General features: G+C 70.9%; 14 protein-coding genes and 1 pseudogene. 7 read left to right on the forward strand and 8 right to left on the reverse strand.

Annotated elements, in window-relative coordinates:
• Window positions 1–227 precede the first annotated feature (227 nt).
• From istA to WME83_RS47545, 6 genes are all read left to right on the forward strand, one after another.
• Window positions 228–1,835, forward strand: a complete 1,608-nt coding sequence (gene istA, locus WME83_RS47520; RefSeq protein WP_437313105.1) for an IS21 family transposase — start codon at window positions 228–230, stop codon at window positions 1,833–1,835.
• Entirely contained in the window at window positions 1,822–2,598 is a 777-nt protein-coding gene (istB, locus tag WME83_RS47525; protein WP_437313106.1) for an IS21-like element helper ATPase IstB, read from the forward strand. The genes istA and istB overlap by 14 nt, the downstream gene beginning before the upstream one ends.
• Window positions 2,599–3,069: 471 nt before the next feature.
• Window positions 3,070–7,338: a DEAD/DEAH box helicase family protein gene (locus WME83_RS47530; protein WP_437316326.1), complete on the forward strand. Its 4,269-nt coding sequence runs from the start codon at window positions 3,070–3,072 to the stop codon at window positions 7,336–7,338.
• A gap of 791 nt (window positions 7,339–8,129) precedes the next feature.
• Complete coding sequence (locus WME83_RS47535) at window positions 8,130–9,794, forward strand: DUF1592 domain-containing protein (protein WP_437316327.1); 1,665 nt, start codon at window positions 8,130–8,132, stop codon at window positions 9,792–9,794.
• Window positions 9,795–9,948: 154 nt separating this feature from the next.
• Window positions 9,949–11,439, forward strand: coding sequence for a DUF1552 domain-containing protein (locus WME83_RS47540; protein ID WP_437322121.1), 1,491 nt, complete (start codon window positions 9,949–9,951; stop codon window positions 11,437–11,439).
• Between the two features lie 196 nt (window positions 11,440–11,635).
• Window positions 11,636–12,409 carry a hypothetical protein gene (locus tag WME83_RS47545; protein ID WP_437316328.1) on the forward strand — a complete coding sequence of 258 codons (774 nt, stop codon included), beginning with the start codon at window positions 11,636–11,638 and terminating at the stop codon, window positions 12,407–12,409.
• Between the two features lie 274 nt (window positions 12,410–12,683).
• On the opposite strand, the gene WME83_RS47550 is transcribed toward WME83_RS47545, so the two are convergent.
• From WME83_RS47550 to zigA, 8 genes and pseudogenes are all read right to left on the reverse strand, one after another.
• Window positions 12,684–12,998, reverse strand: coding sequence for a hypothetical protein (locus tag WME83_RS47550; protein ID WP_437316329.1), 315 nt, complete (start codon window positions 12,996–12,998; stop codon window positions 12,684–12,686).
• Between the two features lie 597 nt (window positions 12,999–13,595).
• Window positions 13,596–15,146, reverse strand: a complete 1,551-nt coding sequence (locus WME83_RS47555; RefSeq protein WP_437316330.1) for an MFS transporter — start codon at window positions 15,144–15,146, stop codon at window positions 13,596–13,598.
• Complete coding sequence (gene pqqE, locus WME83_RS47560) at window positions 15,143–16,207, reverse strand: pyrroloquinoline quinone biosynthesis protein PqqE (protein ID WP_437322122.1); 1,065 nt, start codon at window positions 16,205–16,207, stop codon at window positions 15,143–15,145. Before pqqE ends, WME83_RS47555 begins: the two co-directional genes overlap by 4 nt.
• Window positions 16,208–16,342: 135 nt before the next feature.
• Window positions 16,343–16,603, reverse strand: a pseudogene (gene pqqD / locus WME83_RS47565) (pyrroloquinoline quinone biosynthesis peptide chaperone PqqD); the annotation flags it as partial.
• Between the two features lie 7 nt (window positions 16,604–16,610).
• Window positions 16,611–17,312, reverse strand: a complete 702-nt coding sequence (pqqC, locus tag WME83_RS47570; RefSeq protein WP_437316331.1) for a pyrroloquinoline-quinone synthase PqqC — start codon at window positions 17,310–17,312, stop codon at window positions 16,611–16,613.
• Window positions 17,309–18,226 (reverse strand): pyrroloquinoline quinone biosynthesis protein PqqB, encoded by a 918-nt coding sequence (gene pqqB, locus WME83_RS47575; RefSeq protein WP_437316332.1) that lies wholly within the window; start codon window positions 18,224–18,226, stop codon window positions 17,309–17,311. The genes pqqC and pqqB overlap by 4 nt, the downstream gene beginning before the upstream one ends.
• Before the next feature lie 22 nt (window positions 18,227–18,248).
• Window positions 18,249–18,392 (reverse strand): hypothetical protein, encoded by a 144-nt coding sequence (locus WME83_RS47580; RefSeq protein WP_437316333.1) that lies wholly within the window; start codon window positions 18,390–18,392, stop codon window positions 18,249–18,251.
• A gap of 407 nt (window positions 18,393–18,799) precedes the next feature.
• A complete protein-coding gene (gene zigA / locus WME83_RS47585; RefSeq protein WP_437316334.1) occupies window positions 18,800–20,044 on the reverse strand; it encodes a zinc metallochaperone GTPase ZigA in 1,245 nt (414 codons plus the stop codon).
• Window positions 20,045–20,365: 321 nt separating this feature from the next.
• Here zigA and WME83_RS47590 point away from each other — a divergent pair, with 321 nt between their 5' ends.
• Window positions 20,366–21,736, forward strand: coding sequence for an MATE family efflux transporter (locus tag WME83_RS47590; protein ID WP_437316335.1), 1,371 nt, complete (start codon window positions 20,366–20,368; stop codon window positions 21,734–21,736).
• The last annotated feature ends 13 nt before the right edge of the window (window positions 21,737–21,749 follow it).

A 21,749-nucleotide genomic window follows, 5' to 3' on the forward strand; every position in this document is an offset into this window, starting at 1 on the left:
CACTGTCGGAGACGGCGATCGTAGGAGCGGGATCGGCGAAGTGGATCGTAGCCGGGTCGGCCAAGCGGATCGCGACCGGGTCGGCCAAGCGGATCGCGACCGGGTCGGCCAAGTGGATCACGGCTGAGACGGCGGAAGTGCCGGTTCTCGGGCGTCAGACAGCGATGAGGCATGTACACCCGAGCCTGATAGGGCCGGGCATGGCTCCCGGCTTCGAGGAGGCCGGGATGAGCGCGAGGAGGACGGAGATGCACAGGCTGCAGGAGCTCGTGCGCCTGCACCGCAGGGGCGAGGACTGCCGGGAAGTAGCGCGGCTGCTGGGGATGGGGCCCAACACCGAGAGGCGGTATCGCACGGCGCTGTCGCAGGCTGGCCTGCTCGAAGGCAGCGCGGAGGAGATCCCCGCGCTCGAGGAGCTGAAGGAAGCGGTAAAGAAGCACGTGCCGCCGAAGGTGGCGCCGCAGCAGCAGTCGAGCGTGGAGCGGTGGCGAGCGTACATCGCGGCGCGCGTCGAGGAAGGGCTCAAGCCGGCAGCGATCTACGACCGGCTGCGGCTCGAAGAGCGCGACTTCAGCGGCAGCCGCTCCGCGGTCAAGCGCATGGTCGCGACGCTCCAGAGGGAGCAAGGGATCAGGCCCCAGGACATCGCCATCGTTGTGGAGACCGATCCCGGGCACGTCGCGCAGGTCGACTTCGGGTACGCGGGGCGGCTGTGGGACCCTGAGACCAAGAGCCTGCGCAGGGCGTGGGTGTTCGTGATGGTGCTCGGCTACAGCCGGCATCTGTTCGCGCAGATCGTGTTCGACCAGAAGACCGAGACATGGCTGCGGCTGCACGAGGAAGCGTTCCGCGCCTTCGGCGGGGTGCCGTCGACGATGGTACCGGATAACCTCAAGGCGGCGGTGGTGCGGGCCGCGTTCGGCGTGGACGAGGACTCGGGGTTGAGCCGCAGCTACCGCGAGCTCGCGAGGCACTACGGCTTCACCGTGGACCCGACGCCGCCGCGAGCGCCGCAGAAGAAGGGCAAGGTCGAGGCGAGTGTGAAGTACGTCAAGCGCAACGCCCTGGCGGGTCGCGAGGGGCAGGACGTGGGCGAGGTACGCGCGGCGCTCGGTCGATGGATCGTCGAGATCGCGGGCACACGGCAGCACGGCACCACGAAGCGAAGGCCGCTCGAGGTGTTCGAGGCCGAGGAGAAGAGCCGGCTTCAGCCGCTGCCGCTGCGCCCGTACGAGCTGGTGACCTGGAAGCGGGCGCGGGTGCATCGCGACTGCCACGTCGAGCTCGGAGGAAGGCTGTACTCGGTGCCCTGGCGGCTGGTGGAACGCGAGGTGTGGCTGCGCGCGACGCCGTCGAGCGTGGTGGTGTATGCCGACGACGAGGCCGTGGCACGGCACGATCGGCGCGGCGCCGGCCTGCGCAGCACGCTCGATCGGCACCTGCCCGAGGAGCGCGCGGCGCTGCGGCACCGGAGCCGCGCCTACTGGGAGCAGCGCGCCGACCAGATGGGCCAGGACGTGGGCAGGTTCGTCCGCGAGGTGTTCGACGCCGACGACGTGCTCTCGCAGCTGCGCAAGGTGCAGGCGATCGTCACGCACCTGGAGAAGTTCCCCAAGGAGCGCGCGCAGGCCGCGTGTCGCCGAGCGAGCCATTACGGCAACCTCAGCTACCAGGGTGTTCGCGACATCCTCCGGCGCGGTCTCGACTTCGAGCCGAGCCCGCAGAGCGCTGCGCCGGCGGCGTGGGCGGAGGCGCCTCCGCGGTTCGCGCGCGACCTCCGGCTGCTCGCGGCCTCGCGGCTGTCGTCGACAGGAGGGGACCATGGGCCTCACTGACGAGCTCGTGCCGGTGCTCAAGAAGCTGCGGCTGTCGGGCGTACTGCAGTCGCTGGAGGTACGCGTGCGGCAAGCCGTCGACGAGCAGCTCTCGCACGAGGAGTTCCTCGTGCGGCTGCTGTGCGACGAGGTCGATCGCCGTGACGGGCGGCAGTTCGATCAGCGCATCCGCCGAGCGGGCTTCGACAGCCTCAAGACGCTGGAGGACTTCGACTTCCAGTTCAATCCGAGGGTGCCGAAGGCGAAGGTGATCGACCTGGCGACCTGCTCCTTCGTCGAACGCCGGCAGAACGTGCTGCTGGTCGGCCAGGCGGGGGTCGGCAAGTCGCACATCGCTCAGGCGCTCGGTCACCGCGCCTGTCGCGCGGGCTACCAGGTGCTGTACGCGGGCGCCGGCGACATGCTCAAGCAGCTGCGCGCCGGCCGCGCCGACGGCAGCCACGACCGCCGGCTAGCGCGACTCGTGGGGGTCGACCTGCTCATCGTCGACGACCTCGGTCTCCGCTCGCTGACGGTCGAAGAGGCGGCCGATGTCTACGAGGTCATCCGGCTGCGTTACCAGCGCGGGGCGATGATCCTGACGTCCAATCGCGCCGTGGAGGAGTTCGGTGGACTGTTCGGCGACCCGCTGCTCGCCAGCGCTGCCATGGACCGGCTGCTCCACGACGCCCACGTCCTCGTCCTCGAGGGCGATTCGTACCGCAACCCTCCCCCGGGCCGGCGACGCCGGGCGGCGGAGGCATCGAAGGAGAGCAAGACATGAGCACGTCGAGCGGGTGGCAGGATCCGCTTGGCCGACCCCAAGCGTCGATCGCCCGGGTCCTGATCGCGGTGCTGGCGGCGCTCGCGATCACAGGATCCGCTTGGCCGACCCAGGCGCGATCCATGAGGCCGAGCTATGACAGCAGCGGTCGCCTGGATGGCGAGAGGCTTACGCCCTCATCCTTCAAGCACACGAGGACGTCGTCCAGTAGCGCAGTAGCGCTCAACGAAGCTCTGGCAAATTCCTGGCAGCCGCTTCCTTCCGCGGTTTCTTGTCGCCCACAACCCACATAGATTCCTCACCAGTCCGCCCGCTCCCCTCCATCAGCATCCTCGTCTGAAGACCGCGGTTGGAGCCGAGGTGCCGCCCTTGCGACGCTCGGGGCTGAAGAGGTGCCGCGGGCCGTAGAGCCGGGTGGCCGGCACCTGCGCCGACACCTCGCGCCCGCTCCGGCGTACCATCCGCCGTCCGGTGACGTCCCCCTTCCTCGAGGCCCCCGAGTCCGCCTGGGTGGCGAGCAACGCGCTCGCGTTCGCGCTGCGCGACCGCTTCCCGGTCAGCCCCGGCCACACGCTCGTCATCCCGCGGCGCCTCGTCCCGACCTGGTTCGACGCCACCGCCGAGGAGCGCGCCGCCATCTTCGAGCTGGTCGACACGGTCAAGCGACACCTCGACGCCGAGCTCCACCCGGACGGCTACAACGTCGGGATCAACGCCGGCGAGGCCGCAGGGCAGACCGTGATGCACCTGCACGTGCACGTGATCCCGCGCTTTTGCGGCGACGTGGACGACCCCCGCGGCGGCGTGCGCCACGTCATCCCGGGCCGAGGGAACTACCTCGCCGGCAGACCCCCGCCGCTCGCGACCGGCGGCCCCGAGGACCCCTTCCTGCGCCACCTCGCGCCGGTCTTCGCGCGCGCGACCGACGTGGCCATCCTCTCGGCCTTCGTCCAGGAGAGCGGCCTCGATGTCCTGGAGAGCCACGTGTTCGCGGCCCTCGCGCGCGGCGCGCGCGTCCGGCTCGTCACCGGCGATTACCTCCACTTCACCCAGGCCACGGCGCTCGCCGAGCTGCTCGACTGGGCCGGCGGCAACGCCGCGCTTTCGGGCGCCGGAGGCGCCCGGGGCAGCTTCGAGGCGCGGGTGGTCGAGGTCGACGCGCTCCCCGGCACGATCCGCTCGTTCCACCCCAAGTCGTGGCGCTTCGAGGGCCCGGGCTTCGGCGCCGCGTTCGTCGGATCGAGCAACATCTCCCGCGCAGCGCTCGGACCCGGCATCGAGTGGAACCTCCGCGTCGACCGCCACCGCGATCCGGACGCCTACCGGGCCGCCGTCAGCGCCTTCGAGCGCTGGTGGTGCCGCGCCCGGCCGCTCACCGCCGACTGGGTCGAGCGCTACGCCCAGCGCGCGACGCAGGCCGCGGTGGGCCTGCCGCCCGGCGAGGAGGACGCCGAGCCCCTCGAGCCGCCGCCCCCGCCGCACCCCATCCAGCGCGAGGCGCTCGCCGCGCTGCATCGGAGCCGCGCGGAGGAGGGGCGCCGCCGCGCGCTCGTGGTGCTCGCCACCGGCCTGGGCAAGACGTACCTCGCCGCGCTCGACGTCGAGGCCTGGTCCGAGCGCCACGGCCGCCGCCCGCGCGTCCTCGTGCTCGCCCACCGCGAGGAGCTCCTCGTCCAGGCCGCCCGGACCTTCCGCCGCCTCCTGCGGGGCCGCGCCGCGCGCTTCGGCTGGTGCGCCGGGAGCGCCGGTGAGCTCGCCGGCGACGTGGTCTTCGCCTCGGTGCAGAAGCTGTCCCGCCCCGAGCACCTCGCGCGCCTCGCCCCGGGGAGCTTCGACTACGCCATCGTGGACGAGGTCCACCACGGCACCGCGCCGAGCTACCGCGCCGTCCTGGACCGCCTCGATCCGGGCTTCCTGCTCGGCCTCACCGCCACGCCCGAGCGCGCCGACGGCGCGGACGTCGCCGGGCTGTTCGACGATCACGTCGCCTACCGGGCGGACATCGGCGCCGGCATCGCGCGGAATCTGCTCGTGCCCTTTGCGTATTTCGGCCTCAGGGACGAGACGGATTACCGCGCTGTCACCTTCCACAACCGGAGGTTCGACCCAGGCGAGCTGGAGAAGGCCATCGACACGGACCGTCGCCTCGAGCAGATGTGGCGCGCGTGGCAGGAGCACCCCGGGGAGCGCACCCTCGTGTTCTGCTGCTCGATCCGGCACGCGCACCATGCCTGCGACTTCTTTGCCGCGCGAGGGGTTCGCGTCGCCGCGGTCCATTCCGGTCCGGAGTCGGCGCCGCGCGAGGAGGCGCTGGCGGATCTCGTCGCCGGCAAGCTCGACGCGCTGTGCGCCGTCGATCTCTTCAACGAGGGCATCGATCTGCCGAGCGTCGATCGCGTGGTGATGCTCCGTCCCACGGAGTCGCCGGTCGTCTTCTTGCAGCAGCTCGGCCGCGGCCTGCGCGTCGCGGACGGGAAGGCGCGGCTCACCGTGCTCGACTTCGTGGGCAATCACCGCGTGTTCCTCGACCGCGTGCGGACGCTGGTCTCGCTCGGATCCGAGCCGTCCGATGTGCGCGATTTCCTCGGCGGCGTCCGCGCGGCGCGCTTGCCGCCGGGCTGCGCGGTGGACCTCGATCTCGAAGCGAAGGAACTCTTGCTCAGCCTGCTCCCTGCGCGCGGAAAGAGCGAGGTGGAGCGCGCGTACCGCGATCTCCGCGACGCGCGCGGCGAGCGCCCGACGGCCGGCGCGCTGTTCCGGATGGGGTACCGGCCTGCCACGCTGCGACCGGCCCACCAGGGCTGGTTCGACTTCGTGGCTTCCGAGGGCGACCTGAGCCCGCCGGAGCTCAGGGTCCTCCGCGCCGCCGGCGCGTGGCTCCGGGAGCTCGAGATCACCGCGATGAGCAAGTGTTACAAGATGGTCACGCTCGAGGCGCTGCTCGAGGCCGGCGCGCTGTTCGAGGGGATCTCGATCGCCGAGCTCGCGCGCAGGAGCCGCGCCATCCTCGCCCGCTCTCCGGAGCTCTCGCGCGATCTCGACGGCGCGGCCGAGCTGGGCCGCGGCCGGGGGTTCGACGATCCGCGCTTCGTCAGCTACTGGAAGAATAACCCCATTGCCGCGTGGACCGGCGCGCGAGGCCGCCGCTGGTTCGCGCTCGACGAGGACCGCTTCGTCTCGAAGCTCTCCTGTCCTCCGGGCGACGAGGAGGCCTTTGCCGCGATGACGCGGGAGCTCGTCGACTACCGGCTCGCCATGTACCGCGCGCGCCGCCGCGAGGACGGGGCCGGCGCGTCGTTCTCGGCCAGGGTGCTGTGGAACAAGCGCGACCCCATCCTCAAGCTGCCCTCGCGGGCAGCCCGCCCTGACCGCCCGTCAGGCGACGTCGACGTCCGGCTTCCGGATGGCGAGGTGTGGCGCTTCCGCTTCATGAAGGAGCTCTGCAACGTCGCGCACCGCGTGGGCTCGCAGCGCAACGAGCTCCCGGATCTGCTGCGCCGCTGGTTCGGCCTTGCCGCCGGCCGACCTGGAACGGCGTTCCACGTCCGCTTCGTCCGCTCCCCGGACGGGCTATGGGCCGAGCCGGAGAGCCCCGAGGGCGCCTCCACGGCGCCGCGCTCCGCCCTCGTCGCCTTCCCCGATCTGCGCGCGGCGGCCGGCGCCGCCGCCGCACCGACGGAGCTCTCTCCCGAAGCCGAGGCGGTGCGGCTCCCGATCGCGGCCGCGCGGGGCGAGGGCCTCTTCGCAGTGCGCGCCGCGGGCGACTCGATGGATGGCGGGAAGCGCCCTATCCGCGACGGGGACTGGCTGATCATGAAGTTTGCGCGCGGCGCCTCGTACGATGCGCTGGAAGGCAAGGTGGCGCTGCTCCAGATACCCGATCGCGATCTCGGGGTTGCCTACCAGATCAAACGGCTCGTGCGCGATCGGTCGCGGTGGTGGCTCCGCTCGGACAACCCGGACGCGCCGTCGTACGAGGCCACGGCCGAGACGGTGCCTGTCGCGATCCTGGTCGAGGTGGTCCGCCCCGAGGACATCGGCCCGAGCCCCGGCGAGCGCTTCGAGGACGACGACGCCGCAGCCCGTGCGTTCGGGCTGGAGGAGCCGCCGCGGACCGGCCGTGTCGGCGGTCACCTCTTCTTCTGTCTGGAGGCGCCCGGGGCGCTGGTCGCGCCCGATCGCATTCGATCGCCGCTGCCGGCCCAGGAGCGCCGCCCCGGAGAGACGGCGTTCGTGCTCGTGCGGCCGCCCGGCGAGCCCACCTGGCGAACCCTGGGCGTGGCCCGTTACCTCGATGACGAGGGGCTCTGGGCCTGTCCAGGGATCGACCACGCCGCGTACCGCGCCCTGGGCTCGGGCCGCGGGGCGTCCCGGTCGCTCCCGGCGGGGAGCCACGAGCGCGCGCGGGCGCTCGTGGAGGAGCTGCTCCGGCGCCCCGGCGCGGGCGCCTTCGTGGAGCGCGACGGCAGGCACTGCAGGATCGTCGGCCGGGCCGACGGCGGCGGGCTGCGCGTCGACGGCGGCCCGGGCGGCTTCGCGGAGCGGACGGTGTCGCTGACCGATCTCGCGTGGGTGATCGTGGCGCGCGATGACGTCGGGAAGAACGGCGGGCGGCTGGACGAGCAGCGGGTCAACCGGCTGCGCTATCTCGAGGGAACGCCGCGGGCCGCGACACGGTGGATCGACACGGGATGGGCGCTCGCGCTCGCGGCGGCGGCTCACCCGGCGGGCGAGGGGTGACGGCCTGGAGGGCGGCGCGCGAGGCGGCTCTCGCGGTCCGCGGGCGGCTCGCGCGCCGGCGGCAGCAGTGAATGCCAATCGCCTGGCTCATGAGGCGATAGTCGAATGTTAACGTTCACTCGCCTGGATTCCCCCTCCTCGCGAGGATCATCGCGGAGGTGGCGAGGCGGGTCCAGGACCGGCAGCCGCCGCAGCCGCCGCAGCCGTCGGCGCAGTGGACGCAGCTGACGGCCAACCCCGGCCGTATGGAGGCGTGGCTCAGTATTATACCCCCTCAGGTCGTGCAGCGCGTCATGCGCGGCCGTGCAACGCGTCGTCCACGATCGTGCGACGCGTCGCCCACGAACGAATCGAAGCTCAGCAGTGGATAGCCGCTGCTCTGACCGCATGCCCAGCTGCGCGGGTAGCTCGCAGGATCTCTCGGAGCGCAGCCGTCCGTGCTGGCGAGCGGACGGGGCGAAGCATCCTAAACCCCGATTCTACCTTGTGATCGTGGTGGAGCGCCGAACGCCTCGTGCGCGTCTCCGCCTCGCTCGGCGGAGGCACGGCCCTCCGATCGAAGCGGGCAGCCGCTAGAGCGAAGCGGCGTCTGCGCGACCCTCGTATGCCAGCGCTTCACTATCCCGCCTCCAAAGGAAAACGTTCGGCGAGACGCCGGTGATCTCGTCGACGGAGAGCTTCGGGCTCATCCACGGTTTCCGATCCGCTCCGGTGATCACTTCGGCGCGACAGGGGAATATTGGGCTATGCGAACGTTGCGTCAACTATCGTACATCGGTACGACAATTTTTTTGACCTCAACAGCCTTCCTCGCTTCCTGCACAGGGAACATTGCGGATAACGGTGGCGAAGACGACAACCCCACCGGCGGCAGCGGTTCGACCGGTACCGGGGGTGACATCGACAATGGGCCCCCGGATGTCTGTATCCCCGGCCTCCCGGCGACGACCCAGCTCCCCCGCCTGCTGAACCGGCAGTACGACAACACGGTGCGGGACCTCCTCGGCGTCACCCGCGTGGGTGCCGAGGGGAAGCGGCCGTCCGAGCTGCTCGTCGGCGACTTCGACGGCGCGATGACCCCTGACGCGTGGCGCATCTATCAGGATGTCGCCGCGGCGATCGCCAAAGACGTGATGGCTGGGCCGAACAAGTCCAAGTTCATCAGCTGCGATCCTGCGGCGGCCGGTTGCTTGACGCAGACCATCCAGACGTTCGGCCGCAAGGCGTTCCGCCGCCCGCTGACCCCCGAGGAGGTGGCGCGGTTCGAGAAGCTGGGCCAGACGACGCCGGCAGGGACGCCCGACGAGGTCGCCGAGACGACGTTGCTCGCCTTCCTCGTGTCGCCCTCGTTCCTCATGCTCCCCGAGCTGACGACCACGCCGGCTTCGTCGGGTGAGGGCATCCAGCTCTCCAGCTATGAGGTGGCGACGAGGCTCTCGTACTTGCTCTGGGGCTCCGCTCCGGATGACGCGCTGAACACGGCGGCCGACAACAACGAGCTCCAGACCAAAGAGCAGATCCTGGCCCAGGCGCAGCGGATGATCGCCGTGCGCGAGAAGACCGGGCCGCTCGTGTCAGCGTTCCACCGAAGCTGGGCGCAGATGGACAACGATCTCGCCCACTGGTGGAAGGGCGATCACGACACCGAGACGTACCCGTTGTACGATCCGGCCGCCAAGCCCAGCTGGCAGGCCGAGCTCGACGCCTTCTTCGAAGAGGTGGCGTTCTCGGGCGGTTCGTTCAAGGACGTCCTCCTCAGCAACGTCGCCTTCGTCAACAAAGACAACGCGGAGATCTACGGGCTCGATCCTGCGGCGTACGGCACCGAGCTGACCAGGGTGGAGCTGGACGCCAACGAGCGGCCGGGCTTCCTGACGCGCGTCGGGTTCTTGAGCTCCTACTCGAGCTACGACTCCACGAGCCCGATCCTGCGAGGCGCGTTCATCGCGACGTACCTGCTCGGCGTGAACCCGGGTCCGCCCCTCCCCGGCGCCACCATGCTGACCGTCGACGGCCAGTTCGACACGCAGCGCGCGTACGTCGAAGCTCTGACGAAGCCCGAGAGCTGCAAGGGCTGCCACGCGGTCGTCAACCCGCCGGGCTTCGTGATGGAGGGCTTCGACGGCATCGGGAAGATGCAGACGATGGATCCTCGCGGTGGTGTGATCGACGCGAGCGTCACGACGAACACCATCGACTTCGGGGACGGCAACGTGAAGGAGATCACCTCTCCGTTCGAGCTCATGCAGGAGATCGCTCAGATCCAGAAGGCCAAGCAGCTCTACGCTCAGGCGTGGGTCTCCTATGCCTTTGGGCGGCTCCCGAACGGGAAAGACAAGTGCGTCGTCGATAATCTCGAGGCCAAGTTGTCTGAGAGCGGCTACAGCGTTCTCGATCTGATGGCCGATCTCACTCAAGCGGATTCGTTCCGCGTGCGAATCCGTGAAACGCAGTGAAAGCTGAGGAATGTTGACCATGAGCACGAAACTTAACCGCCGAATCTTCCTCCGTGGCATGGGCGGAGCAGCCTTGGCTGCGCCCTTCCTCAGCTCTGTGTGGGAACGCACCGCGAGGGGCGACACCCCTGCGCCTGGGAAGGCGCTCATCGTGATGTTCACGCACTACGGCGTCATCACGAACAAGTGGTTCCCCACGAAGACCCAGGGCGAGCTCACGGCTGCGGACCTCGAGCCGACGAGCCTCGCGGCCCTCGCTCCGTACGCGAAGAAGCTCCTCATGCCGCGCGGCATCCGCTCGATGAACGAGTGGACCGCCAACATGACGCGTGGACAGGGGAACGACTCCCACACGCAGATCGTGGGGTCGTTCTTCACCTGCCAGCCGGTCACGCCCAACAGCAACGACCCGTTCAGCTTCAACCAGGCGACGAAGTTCAACGCGAAGGCCGTCGGTCCTTCGCTGGATCACGTCATCGCCCAGCAGCTCAGCCCGCAGGGCACGCCGTTGCTCTTGAACACGGCCGGTCAGAATGACGGCGCTCAGTCGGCGATCTCCTACAAAGCCTCCGAGACCCTCTTCAGCGGCCTCAACGCGTCGCAGGCCTTCAGCAGCCTCACGGGCCTCTTCCAGTCGGGGCAGCCGATGTCTCCGGACAGCTACGCGGCGGTCCGCGGCAAGAGCGTCCTCGACCTCGTGAAGGACGACCTGCAGACGCTCGAGCGGTTCGACATGAGCAGCGCCGACAAGCAGAAGCTCGCTGCCTGGAAGGAGCTCGTCAACTCGACAGGAAACGTGATGGTCTCCGCGCAGTGCAACGCGGAGCTCGGCGAGATGCTCGGCGCGACCTCGGCGAACGCCTCCAAGGCGGCGTCGGGCGGCTTCGGCACCGACGTCCTCACGACCAAGGTCGCCGGCGATCTGGACGGCGCGGACATCTATTCGGCCATCGCGGCGCTCGCGGCCGCCTGCAACGCCAACCCCGTGATTTTCATGAAGTACCCTGGAAATTACAATTTCAAGGGGCTCGGCATCACGATGGAGTCGCACTCCCTCTCGCACCGCCTCGACAACGCGGGCATGACAGGCAGCTGCCTGCCCAACGCGATCGAGATGCTCCTGAAGGTCGACGCCTACTACGCGCAGAAGTTCGCGAACCTCGTCAAGATGCTCGACAGCATCCCCTCGGGGAGCGGGACGGTCCTCGACAGCGTCGCCGCCATCTGGTTCAACGAGATGTCGGACGGCAACGCGCACAACCTCAACAACGCCCCGATCATTCAGGCGGGCAGCGCCGGCGGTTACTTCAAGACCGGTCAGATCATCAACGTCGACCCCGCGTCGACCCCGTCGGCCGGCAACAGCATGTCGCAGTGCGCCAACGGCACCGGCCAGGTCAACGGCGTCAATCAGGGCACCGGGACCGATCCGAAGATCGGTAACGCGCCGATCAACAAGTACTTCTGCAACATCATGAACGCCCTCGGCGTGAAGGCGGGCGCGGACGGCTTCCCTGCGAAGGGTGGCTCCGCGGAGGTGACCCACTTCGGCTATTCCGACAAGACGGAGGACTTCATCGGCGGCAAGGGCGCACGCGAAGCCTCGATCCACAACCCGGGCGGGTTCGCGGAGCTCAAGGCCTGACCGCGCTCGGGGCGACGTCCTGAACACCCGGACGAGCTCGCGTGCAAAGACCTCTTCTTGCCGAAGGGGTCTTTGCGCTTGTGCGTCGCCGGTGAGCGCGGACGCCGCGGAAGGGCCGCTCTTCGTGGTGTGCCTCATTTCGCGGCCCCGCGCTGCCCGTCGACGGCGGACAGCGATAGGCTGAGGATCCCTTCTCATGGTCATGTTGGCGAAGCGTCTCCTCATCCCTGCTGCTGTGCTCCTCCCCCTGGCCTGTTCGAGCGAGGCGAGCGACGGTGCCGGGGGGGGCGGGGACATCGGCGACGGCGCGCTCCTCGTTCCGGAAGACCTCACCGTCATGGCGCTCCCCGGCGGAAACGGCGTGCTCAACGTGATCGCGCTGACGCTTCGCAAAGGACCGACCAACACCGAGCTCTACGCCGCCTTGAGGAACGACGGGGATACCCCGGCCTGCAGCGCCGCCGTTTCCGTTGAGCTCTACGACAGGAGCCAGCGGTCCCTGGCAGTCGGGATCAACGGGTTGCTCACCCAGCATTTCTATCGGCTCACGGATGGCTCGGGCGCCATCGCCGCGTGCGTAGGTCCAGGCGACGTGACCATGGCCGCGGTGACGGACTTGCCCTCGGACATCGCGATCGAAGACGTAGGATACGTCGTCTACCGGTGCCCTTACTTTGCCCTCGACGTCGTCCCCATCGAGGGCCTCACCATCAGCCAGGTGAAGGCCGTAGCTCGCGGCGCCGGCACGGCGTACACGGGCACGTTCTTCAACGGGCTCGACGTGGCGGTGAGCGAGCCCTCCGCCACGGTCTTCTCCGTCAATCGCGTCGGGCGTCCGCTCGGCGTAGCGATCGGTAGCGGCACGGTCCAGATTCCGCCGGGTGGCAGCTGGACCTTCGAGACGAACACCGTGGAAACGCCCGGACCTGATCACGCCGCCTACCCGGCGGCCGCGCTCGTAAAGCCGTAGATCATCCCGAGTCGCACGGCCATCCCCGACACGAGGGAGGATGAGCTCGGCCGAGCCAGGCGGGCCAACGTCTCGGCCGTCGACGGTTCAAGGAAAGGTCCTGAAACGCCGATCAGCTTATGATGCCCGAGAATGAAGAAATTGGAACCACAGAGGCACAGAGGACACAGAGGGAATTTGTTGTTCCTCTGCGCCCTCTGCGTTTCATTTTCTCGGGGTTTCAACCAGTTCGATGTCGTAGCGCGCGGGGTCGGCGGCTACTCGCCAAGCCCTGCTACTCCAGCGCGCCGTCGGCGATCCACTGCGAGAGCGCTTCGATGTAGTCGGGGGGTACGCACTTGGCATCCTCATCGTTGACGCACTCGAGGGGCATCCGCGGAGTCTCGCCGCACGGCCCCTTGAGGATCTTGATGAGAGCGCTCTCTTCCGGCTTGCCGGGGTTGACGATGGGGAGATTGCCGCAATTCTCGGACACGTGTGTGGTCAGCCTCGTGCGCAGCTCTGCGTCGATCTGCAAATCGAGGGGGTTCATCTCGTCGTTGTGGCAACCCGCCCCGAAACAGGAAGCGTTTTCGATCACGAACTTCATCGTCTCGAATGTCGGTGCGACCCCTGGGTCGCCACCACCGGTGCCCCCGGTGCTCGCGCTGCTGGTAACGCTTCCCGAGCCCGTCCCGCTCGAGTCCGAGCCGCCGGTCCCAGAGCCACTCGAGGCTGCGCTCGTGCTTCCGGCTGCCGAGCTGCTGGTGCTGGTGTCGTCAGAATCCTCCGGCGCATCGGAGCAGCCTGAGAGAGGTGACAGGAGGGCGACGATTGCTGCCGCGGCGAAGATTGAGAGTTGAATTTTCATGGGGTCACGATGAAGGTTGTGTGAGAGGAAGTATAGCTATCTTCCCCGTTGGATCAAAGAGAAAGCCTTCGATCTTAGGGCCTTGAAGGCGAGGTGCCGTCGGCGAAGGGATTCGGTGAGCTCGAACTTTTGTGGCCACCTCGCCCGTAGTGTTTGGCCGCTCGCTCCGGAGAGAGCTGCTCGAGGCGCGAGGTGTCATCCGTGGCGGGTAATCGGCGCGAGGAGCGGCGTCGTGTATTTGGACGGCTGGAGCGCCGCGTCGGCCCAGCGCTGGTCGGCGGCGGCCCGGAGGCGCTGCTCGAAGTCGGCCTGGAGGAGAAGTATCGGAATGTGCTTTTATCCGGAGACGGCGCCGCCTGCCTCGCCTTGAGCCGCGGCCGCGCCGCGCCCGCCGCCCGGGTGCGCGCTCCCAGGGGTCTTTCGCGCCGCGCTCACGCCCGCCCCCAGGGCCGCAAGCGCTGACGCGGCCAGCATCGTCCCCTGGAACGCCGCGCCGAACGCGCCGCTCCCCGCCGCCTCGACCGGCTGCCCCGCGCCGAGCGCCGCGAACATCGCCCCGGAGGCCGCCACGCCGCAGAGCATCCCCACGTTGCGCGCCTCGGCGAGCAGACCCGCGGCGGTGCCCTGCTGATCGCGCGGCGCCGCGCCCATGATGCGGCTATTGTTCGGCGAGGTGAACAATCCGGAGCCGACCCCCACCAGCGCGAGCGCGGCGAGCAGGCTCGCGCGCTCGGGCCGGGGGCCGAGCAGGGCCACGCTCGCGAGGCCGAGCGCCAGCGCCACCATGCCCGCGACGGCCGGCCCGCGCGTGCCGATGCGGTCCGAGAGCCAGCCGCTCGTCGCGGTGAGCACCGCCATCACCGCCGGCTGCACCGTCATCACCAGGCCCGCGTCCGCCGCGCTCATCGCGAGCTGACCCTGCAAATAGAACGGCAGCAAGAACAGCATCATGTACACCGCCGCGTACTGGAGAAACGCGGCGACGAGCCCGCGCCCGAGCGCCGGCTGCAGGAGGAGCGCGCCCGAGATCAGCGGCGCAGGGCTCCGCCGCTCCGCCCGTACGAACGCCGCGGCGAGGACAGCGCCGAGGGCGAGGAGGCCGATGACCCTGGGGCTCTGAAAGCCCCAGCGCTGGCCGCGCGTGACGGCGACGAGGAGCGCGGTGATCGCCGGGCCGAAGAGGAGCGCGCTCGCCCACGGAAAGGGCCGCCCCCGCGCGTCGAGCGGCGCGCCCCGCGCAGGCGGAGCCGACGCCGGGTCCGCGGCTGCCGCCGACGCGCGCGGGTCCGCGCCGCGGGAGATCCCCGGCGTCGCGCCGGCCGAGCCACCCCAGACGAGCGACCGGGCGAGGAGCCCTCCCAGGACGGCGATGGGCAGGTTGATCCAGAAGGCCGCGTGCCAGCCGGCGCGCTGCGCGAGCCAGCCGCCGATCGACGGCCCCAGCGACAGCCCGAGGTACGTCGCCGTCGCTTGCAAGCCGAGCGCGCGGCCGCGCTGCGCGGGCGGGAACGCGGCGGTGGTGAGCGCCGGGCCGTTCGCCATCAGCATGGCCGCGCCCGCGCCCTGGAGGGCGCGCGCCGCGACGAGCGACGCGAGCGTGGGCGCGAGCGCAGAGAGCGCCGAGCCCACGCCGAAGACGCCGAACCCCGCGGCGTACACGCGCCCCTTGCCGTGACGATCGCCGAGGCGGCCGAACGGCAGGAGCAGCGCGCTCACCGAGAGCGAGTAGGCGGCGAGCACCCAGCTCGCGGCGCCGATGTCGACCCCGAGATCCCGGCGGACGAGCGGCACCGCGACGTTGATGAGGCTGCTGCCGAGCGCGGACATCCAGGTGCCGACGGCGACCACGCCGAGCACGGCGTAGGGCCTGGTCGGGGGGGAGCTCAACGGGGCGCGCCGCGGTGCAGATAGCGAGGCTGAGCCGTCCGCGCCGAGGCGGCGCGGAGCCGGGCCTCCTCGACGACCCCGTGCGCCGGCGAGAGCGAGCAGGCCGGGTCCGTCGCGGCGGCGTCGCCGGTGAGGTGGTAGGCCTGGCAGCGGCAACCGCCGAAATCGGCCTCGCGGCGGTCGCAGCCCCGGCAGGGCTCCGCCATCCACGCGTCGCCGCGGAAGCGGTTCATGCTCGGCGCCTCGCGCCAGATCCAGGCGAGCGGCCGATCGCGCACGCTCTCGAAGCCCAGCCCCGGGATCGTGTGCGCCGCATGGCACGGCAGCACCAGGCCGTCCGGCGCGATGTGCAGGTAGCGGCGCGCCCAGCCGTCCATGCACGCTCGCGGCCAGGCGGCGTAGTAGTCCGGCGTGACGAAGACCATCTCCATCCGGCCGAGCAGCCGCTCGCGCGCCGCCGAGGCGATGGCGAACGCGCGCTCGAGCTGATCCCTCGTGGGCAGGAGCGCGTCGCGGTTCGCGAGCGCCCAGCCGAGGTACTGCGTGTTGGCGAGCTCGAGCCGGTCGGCCCCGAGCCGCTCGGCCAGCGCGACGATCGCCGGGACGTGATCGATGTTCTCCCGGTGCAGCACGACGTTCACCGTGAGCGGGAGGCCCTCGGCCTTGACCCACGCGGCCACCGCGAGCTTGTGGTCGAACGCCGCGTAGCCGGCGATCCGGTCGGCGCGCTCGGGGTCGGCGTCCTGGACGCTGAGCTGCACGTTGTCGAGCCCCGCCGCCCGCAGCGCCGCGAGGCGCTCGCGCGCGAGCGGGACCCCGGAGGTGATGAGGTTCGTGTACAGCCCGGCGCCGCGCGCCGCGCGGACGAGCGCCTCGAGGTCGCGCCGGGCGAGGGGCTCGCCGCCCGTGAGGTGGAGCTGCATCACCCCGAGCTCGGCGGCCTCCGCGAAGACGCGGCACCACGTCTCCGTCGAGAGCTCCCCGGCGGCGCCCTCGAGCTCCATGGGGTTCGAGCAGTACGGGCAGCGCAGCGGGCAGCGGTAGGTGAGCTCCGCGATCAGCGTGTAGGGGCGGTGCGACGCGGCGTCCGCCGCGGCGCCGCCCTCGAGGGCGAGCGCGGGGGCTCGCGCGGCCGGCGCGCCGCGCGCGGCGTCGTCCCCGACGGCCACGGCCGCGCGTCGCTCCTCGAGCAGGCCGCGCTCGGCGAGCTCCTCCAGGAAGGCGATCACGTCGCGCTCCACCGCGTCCGGCGGCGTGGAGGCGAAGGCAGCCGCGATCTCGGCGGCGATCTCGGCCACCGTGCGCGCGCCGTCGAGGCGCGCGGCGACCGCCGCGGCCACCGGGTTCAGCGCGAGGCCGCGCTCCGGATAAAGCAGGATCTCGCGGCCCGAGGCGCGATCTCGCACGAGCCGCGCCTTGCTCGCGAGGAGGAGCCGATCGCCGGGCGCGAGGGGCATCTCCGCGTCACGCCTCGGGCCCGTAGGCCGCCGCGATGGCGTCGAGCATCGCCCAGAGGATGTCGCACTTCGTGATGAGCGCGGCGATGCACGCCTCCTGGGCGGCGCGCGTCGTCGCGCGCGCCGTCACGTAATCGATCGCCTCGGTGGAGTCGGCCCTGGCGCGCGTCACCCGCCCGCGGAAGTAATCGAGCGTGGCCTGGTCGACCCAGGGATAGTGCTGCTCCCAGGCGACGATGCGCCGGGACATGAGATCCGGCGCGAAGAACTCGGTGAGCGACGAGGCCACCGCCTCGAGCAGGCTGCGCTCGCGCACCAGCGTCACGTACGCGTCGCAGGCGAAGCGCACCGCGGGCAGCACCCGGGTCAGGCCCGCGACCTCGCCGCGGTCGAGCCCCACGCCGTCCGCGAGCCGCAGCCACAGCGCGAGGCCGCCCTCGCCCTCGCGCGCGCCGTCGTGATCGACGATGCGGTGGATCCAGAGCCGCCGGAACGCCGGATCCTCGCTCTTCGAGAGGATGAGCGCGTCCTTGATGGGGATCCGCGTCTGGTAATAGTAACGGTTGAGCACCCAGCCCTGGATCTCGCGGCGCGAGAGCTCGCCGCGGTGCATTCGCTGGTGAAACCTGTGGTTGTCGTGGTAGCGCCGGGCGCCCTCGTCGCGCAGCCGCGCGACGAACGCCTCCCGGGAGAGCGGCTCGTCGTTCATAGGTCGATCACAAGGCCGTCCGCGGCCACCTCCCAGCCCGCCTCCTCCACGGCGCGCCGCTCGGGCGAGCCCTCGACGAGGATCGGGTTGGTGTTGTTGATGTGCGTGTAGATCTTCCGCCGCGCGCCGACGCCCGCGAGCAGCCTGAGGCTCCCGCCGTCGCCGCCGATGGGCAGGTGCGCCATGTCCTCCGCGCGGGCCTTGCCGAGCCCGAGGCGCACGAGCTCGTCGCTCGACCAGAAGGTGCCGTCGAAGAAGCAGACGTCCGCGCCGTCGAGGCGCGGCACGTAGTCGCCGGCGGCCCCGACGGCCGTCGCGATGGCGGCGAGGCGGCCGGTCGCCGCGTCGCGGACCCAGAGGCCGATGTTGTCCTCCGGAGACGGCGGGGCGAGGCCCTCGAGGTGCTTCGGCACCTTGCCCGGCAGCGCGACCGGGACCACCGTCACCCCGGTCTTCGCGCCGTCCAGCCCGGTGAGCTCCGCGGGCTTGTCGAGCTCGAGGCGCCGCCACGTGGTCTGCCCGGGGAAGCGCTGGAGCGTGCGGAAGATGGTGTTGCCCTCGGCGAGGCCGCGGTAGACGGCCTCGGTGGCGTAGATGACGAGCGGCGCGTTCTCGCGCAGGGAGAAGAGCCCCAGCGCATGATCGAGATCGCCGTTCGTGAGGATGACCCCCGCGATGGGCGAGGCCCTGCCGGCCCGCGGCTGCAGCGGTGAAAAGGCCTCGATCTGCCGGTGGACGTCGGGGGAGGCATTGACGAGAAACCAGCTGCCCTCGCTCACCTCGAGCGCGAGCGCGTCCTGGGTGCGAGGGCGGACGCGCGCCGAGCCGCGGCGCGCCTCGACGCAGTTCGGGCAGGCGCAGTTCCATTGCGGGAGGCCGCCGCCGGCGGACGAACCCAGGACGCAGAGGCGCATTCCGGTGCTCGCTCGAAGGCTCTTATTCCGCCTCGACCGCGGCGCCCTCTCGCTCCGCCGGCGCCGGGCGCGCGAAATTGATCGGAACAGGGTCGAAGTCGCTCTGGTACGAGCCGATCTCCGCGTCCATCTTGATCTCGACGAACTCAGGCTTTTCGTAGCGCATCGGGGACCTCCTGTTTCCTTTCGGTGAACGGCGTTGTTCGCCGGCGCAAACGCAGGCTTCTTGCGCGCCGCTCCACGCGGCGCCGGATGAGATTTCGCGCCGGACAGCCCCAAGTCAAGGCCTGAAGCGCAGCGCAGATATCGTTTGGTGCGCAGGCGCCTCCGGGGTGCGACTCCTTTCCCCCTCGACCGAAGAATGCCCGCCGAGCTTCAACGCGCTCGCCGGCGCGCCGCGTGGAGGCCGAGCGATTTGCTTGACATGGGAGAGTCCGTGGTTTCTGCACGAGGCCAGGACAATCCCTTACTCGATTCCGTGAACGACCCGATTGTGCTCAGTTCGGGATCGAGGCCTATCCGCAGCGCCCACGCTCGCCTCAGGCGTCGCGAGCTCGACAGGGTTGGATCGCCTCAGGACAGCAGGAGCTGCGCCGGTGCTGCCTCGCTCTCGCGCTCCGGCGCGCTCTCTCCCTGCCACGCCGGGAATGGATCCTGGAGCCGGCTCCAGCCGGCGGGCCCCGCGGCCATCTCCTCCGCCGTCAGCAAGCAGGCGTCGAGGCCGCGCGTGAGCTCCGCTCGGTCCATGTCGACGCCGATAAAGACGATCTCCTGCCGCCGGTCGCCCCAGACCGGGTGCCACGCGGCGCTCACCTCGTCGTCCTCCGGCCGCTGCTCCTCCGGCAACGACGCAGCCCAGCGGCCCGCCGCCTCGAACGAGGCGGCGCCCCCGGCCTGCGACCAGGCCCCCGTGACGTCCATGCGGGTCGCGAGCCAGAAGAACCCCTTCGAGCGGAGCACTCCATCCCAGGCGGCCGCGCCGTGGATGAAGGCCCAGAGCCGCTCCGGGTGCATCGGGCGCGCTGCGCGGTAGACGAAGCTCTCGATCCCGTACTCCTCGGTCTCCGGCACGTGCTCTCCGCGCAGCTCCCGCATCCAGCCGGGCGAGCGCGCCGCCTCCTCGAAATCGAAGCGCCCCGTGCCGAGGATCTCGCGAGGATCGACCCGACCGCGGCGGGCCTTGATGATGCGGGCGCCGGGGTTCAGGTGCTGGAGCATGGCCGTGAGCCGCTCGGCCTCGTCATCGCTCACGAGATCCATCTTGTTGAGCACGAGCACGTTCGCGAACTCGACCTGCTCGACGAGCAGATCCGCGACCGTGCGCTCGTCGTCGCCGTCCAGCGCCGCCTCGCGCGCGCGCAGGTCGTCTGCGCTCGTCCAGTCCGCGAGGAACCGCTGTGCGTCGACGACGGTGACGAGCGTGTCGAGCCGGGCGACCTCGGAGAGGCTCTCGCCCGTCGCAGGATCGGCGAAGGTGAACGTCTCGGCGACCGGCAGCGGCTCGGAGATGCCCGTCGACTCGATCAGCAGGTAGTCGAAGCGCCCCTCCGCCGCCAGGCGGGCCACCTCGACGAGGAGATCCTCCCGGAGCGTGCAGCAGATGCAGCCGTTCGACATCTCGACGAGCTTCTCCTCGACGCGGGAGAGCGCCGCGCCCCCGCCCCGCACGAGCGCGGCGTCGACGTTGACCTCGCTCATGTCGTTGACGATCACCGCGACGCGCAGCGCGTCGCGGTTCGCGAGGACGTGGTTGAGCAGCGTGGTCTTGCCGGCGCCAAGGAAGCCGGACAGCACGGTCACAGGGAGCTTTCGCGTCACGTCTAGGTCCTCTCTCGATCTGGCGCAGCCTCGAATAATGAAATCAAATTGCATTTGCAACAAAATGGTTTCTGGCGCGCGCGCCGGTCGCCGCGCGCGCGGCCGAGGCCGCCGCGGACCGGCGCGCCGAGACCGCCCCGATCGCCGCGCGCAGCTCCGGTCGCCGGGCACGGCGCTCGGGTCGCCGCGCGCAGCTCAGGTCGCCCGGCGCGGCGCGACGGCGGTCGTCAACCTCGCTCCCTCTCCTGGCGGAGCGTACGTCGGCAGGTGGTATCACCCAGGGCGGCGCGGCGCCGCTGAGCCCGGAGGACCCGACTTCTCGTGGAGAGCGAACATTCAGGCGCGGCGCTGGCGCGGCAGGTGTGGCGGCTCGCGTGGCCCGCGATCGCGCACATGCTGCTGCTGACGCTGGTCTTCCTCGTCGGCCGCGGCATGGTCGGGCGCTACTCCACGACCGCGCTCGCCTCGATGCAGATCTGCGGGACGCTGACGTGGACCCTCGTCTCGGTCTTCAGCGCGACCTCCGCCGGCACGCTCGCCGTGGTCGCGCGCAGCGTGGGCGCCGGCGACCGCGCCGCCGCCGCGGAGGCGACGCGCGCGTCGCTGGTCTTCGCGCTCGCGCTCGGGGCGGCGGTCGCGCTGCCGCTGCTCGCCGCCTGCGGCCCGCTGCTCCGCGCGCTGTTCCCGAACGCCGGCGCGGCGGTCGTCGAGCAGGCGGCCGCGTACCTCGGGATCGTGCTGCCGGCGCTCCCGCTCGCGTTCGTCGAGGCCGTCGCGGCGGCCGCGCTGCAGGGCGTCGGCAACACGAGGACGCCGCTCGTCGTGGCCACGATCGGCAACCTCGTCAACGTGCCGGTCAGCGCGGTGCTGATCTTCGGCCACCTCGGGCTGCCCGCGCTCGGCGTGCGCGGCGCGGCCGTGGGCGTGGCGTGCACCATGGCCACCGAGGCGCTGCTGCTGACCGCGGTGCTGCTGTCGCGCTCGAGCCCGCTGCCCCTCCGGTCCGCGCCGGCCGCGGCCAAGGCGCCCGCGCCGCAGGCGAGCGCCCCGGCGCTCGCGCGGGTCCTCCGCGTCGCGCTGCCGGCGTTCGCCGAGCGATCCGTCTACCACGCCGGCTACATGGGGTTCGTCGCCATCATCGGGCTGCTCGGCGCCACCGCGATGGCCGCCAACCAGGCGCTCATCGCCGTCGAGTCGGTCTGCTTCCTCTCCTCCGAAGGGTTCGGCATCGCCGCCGGGGCGCTCATGGCGCAGCGCCTCGGCGCGCGCAGCCCCCGCGACGCCGCGCGGGTCGCGCTCGTCGCGGCCCTCATGGCCATCCTCGCCCTCTCCGCGTTCGGCGTCCTGTTCGCGCTCGCCCCGCGCCCGCTCCTGCTCGCGTTCTCCGGCGACCCCGAGCTCCTCGCCGTGGGCGAGCGCGCGCTCCGCGTGGCCGCCGTGGCGCAGCCGTTCATGGCGTTCGCCACCGTCATGGGGATGGGGCTCCGCGGCGCCGGCGACACCCGGACCGTGCTCGCCGTGACGCTCGTCTGCTCGCTGCTCGTCCGGCTCGGCGGCACGTGGCTGTTCGCGGTGACCCTCGGCCACGGGCTCGTCGGCGTCTGGATGGGCAGCACCGCCGACTGGATCTGCCGCAGCGCCCTGCTCGCCGTCGCCTTCGCGCGCGGCCGCTGGAAGGCCCTCGCCGTCTGACCCGGCCCCGCGC

The organism is Sorangium sp. So ce385 (assembly GCF_051474135.1).
GTDB lineage: Bacteria > Myxococcota_A > Polyangia > Polyangiales > Polyangiaceae > Sorangium > Sorangium cellulosum_D.

Bases quoted from the DNA above. Each gene is read 5' to 3' on its own strand.
- pqqC (WP_437316331.1), bottom strand. From the start codon at position 17,312: ATGAACGACGAGCCGCTCTCCCGGGAGGCGTTCGTCGCGCGGCTGCGC.
- istA (WP_437313105.1), top strand. From the start codon at position 228: ATGAGCGCGAGGAGGACGGAGATGCACAGGCTGCAGGAGCTCGTGCGC.
- WME83_RS47550 (WP_437316329.1), bottom strand. From the start codon at position 12,998: ATGAAGTTCGTGATCGAAAACGCTTCCTGTTTCGGGGCGGGTTGCCAC.
- istB (WP_437313106.1), top strand. From the start codon at position 1,822: ATGGGCCTCACTGACGAGCTCGTGCCGGTGCTCAAGAAGCTGCGGCTG.
- pqqB (WP_437316332.1), bottom strand. From the start codon at position 18,226: ATGCGCCTCTGCGTCCTGGGTTCGTCCGCCGGCGGCGGCCTCCCGCAA.
- WME83_RS47540 (WP_437322121.1), top strand. From the start codon at position 9,949: ATGTTCACGCACTACGGCGTCATCACGAACAAGTGGTTCCCCACGAAG.
- WME83_RS47580 (WP_437316333.1), bottom strand. From the start codon at position 18,392: ATGCGCTACGAAAAGCCTGAGTTCGTCGAGATCAAGATGGACGCGGAG.
- WME83_RS47545 (WP_437316328.1), top strand. From the start codon at position 11,636: ATGGTCATGTTGGCGAAGCGTCTCCTCATCCCTGCTGCTGTGCTCCTC.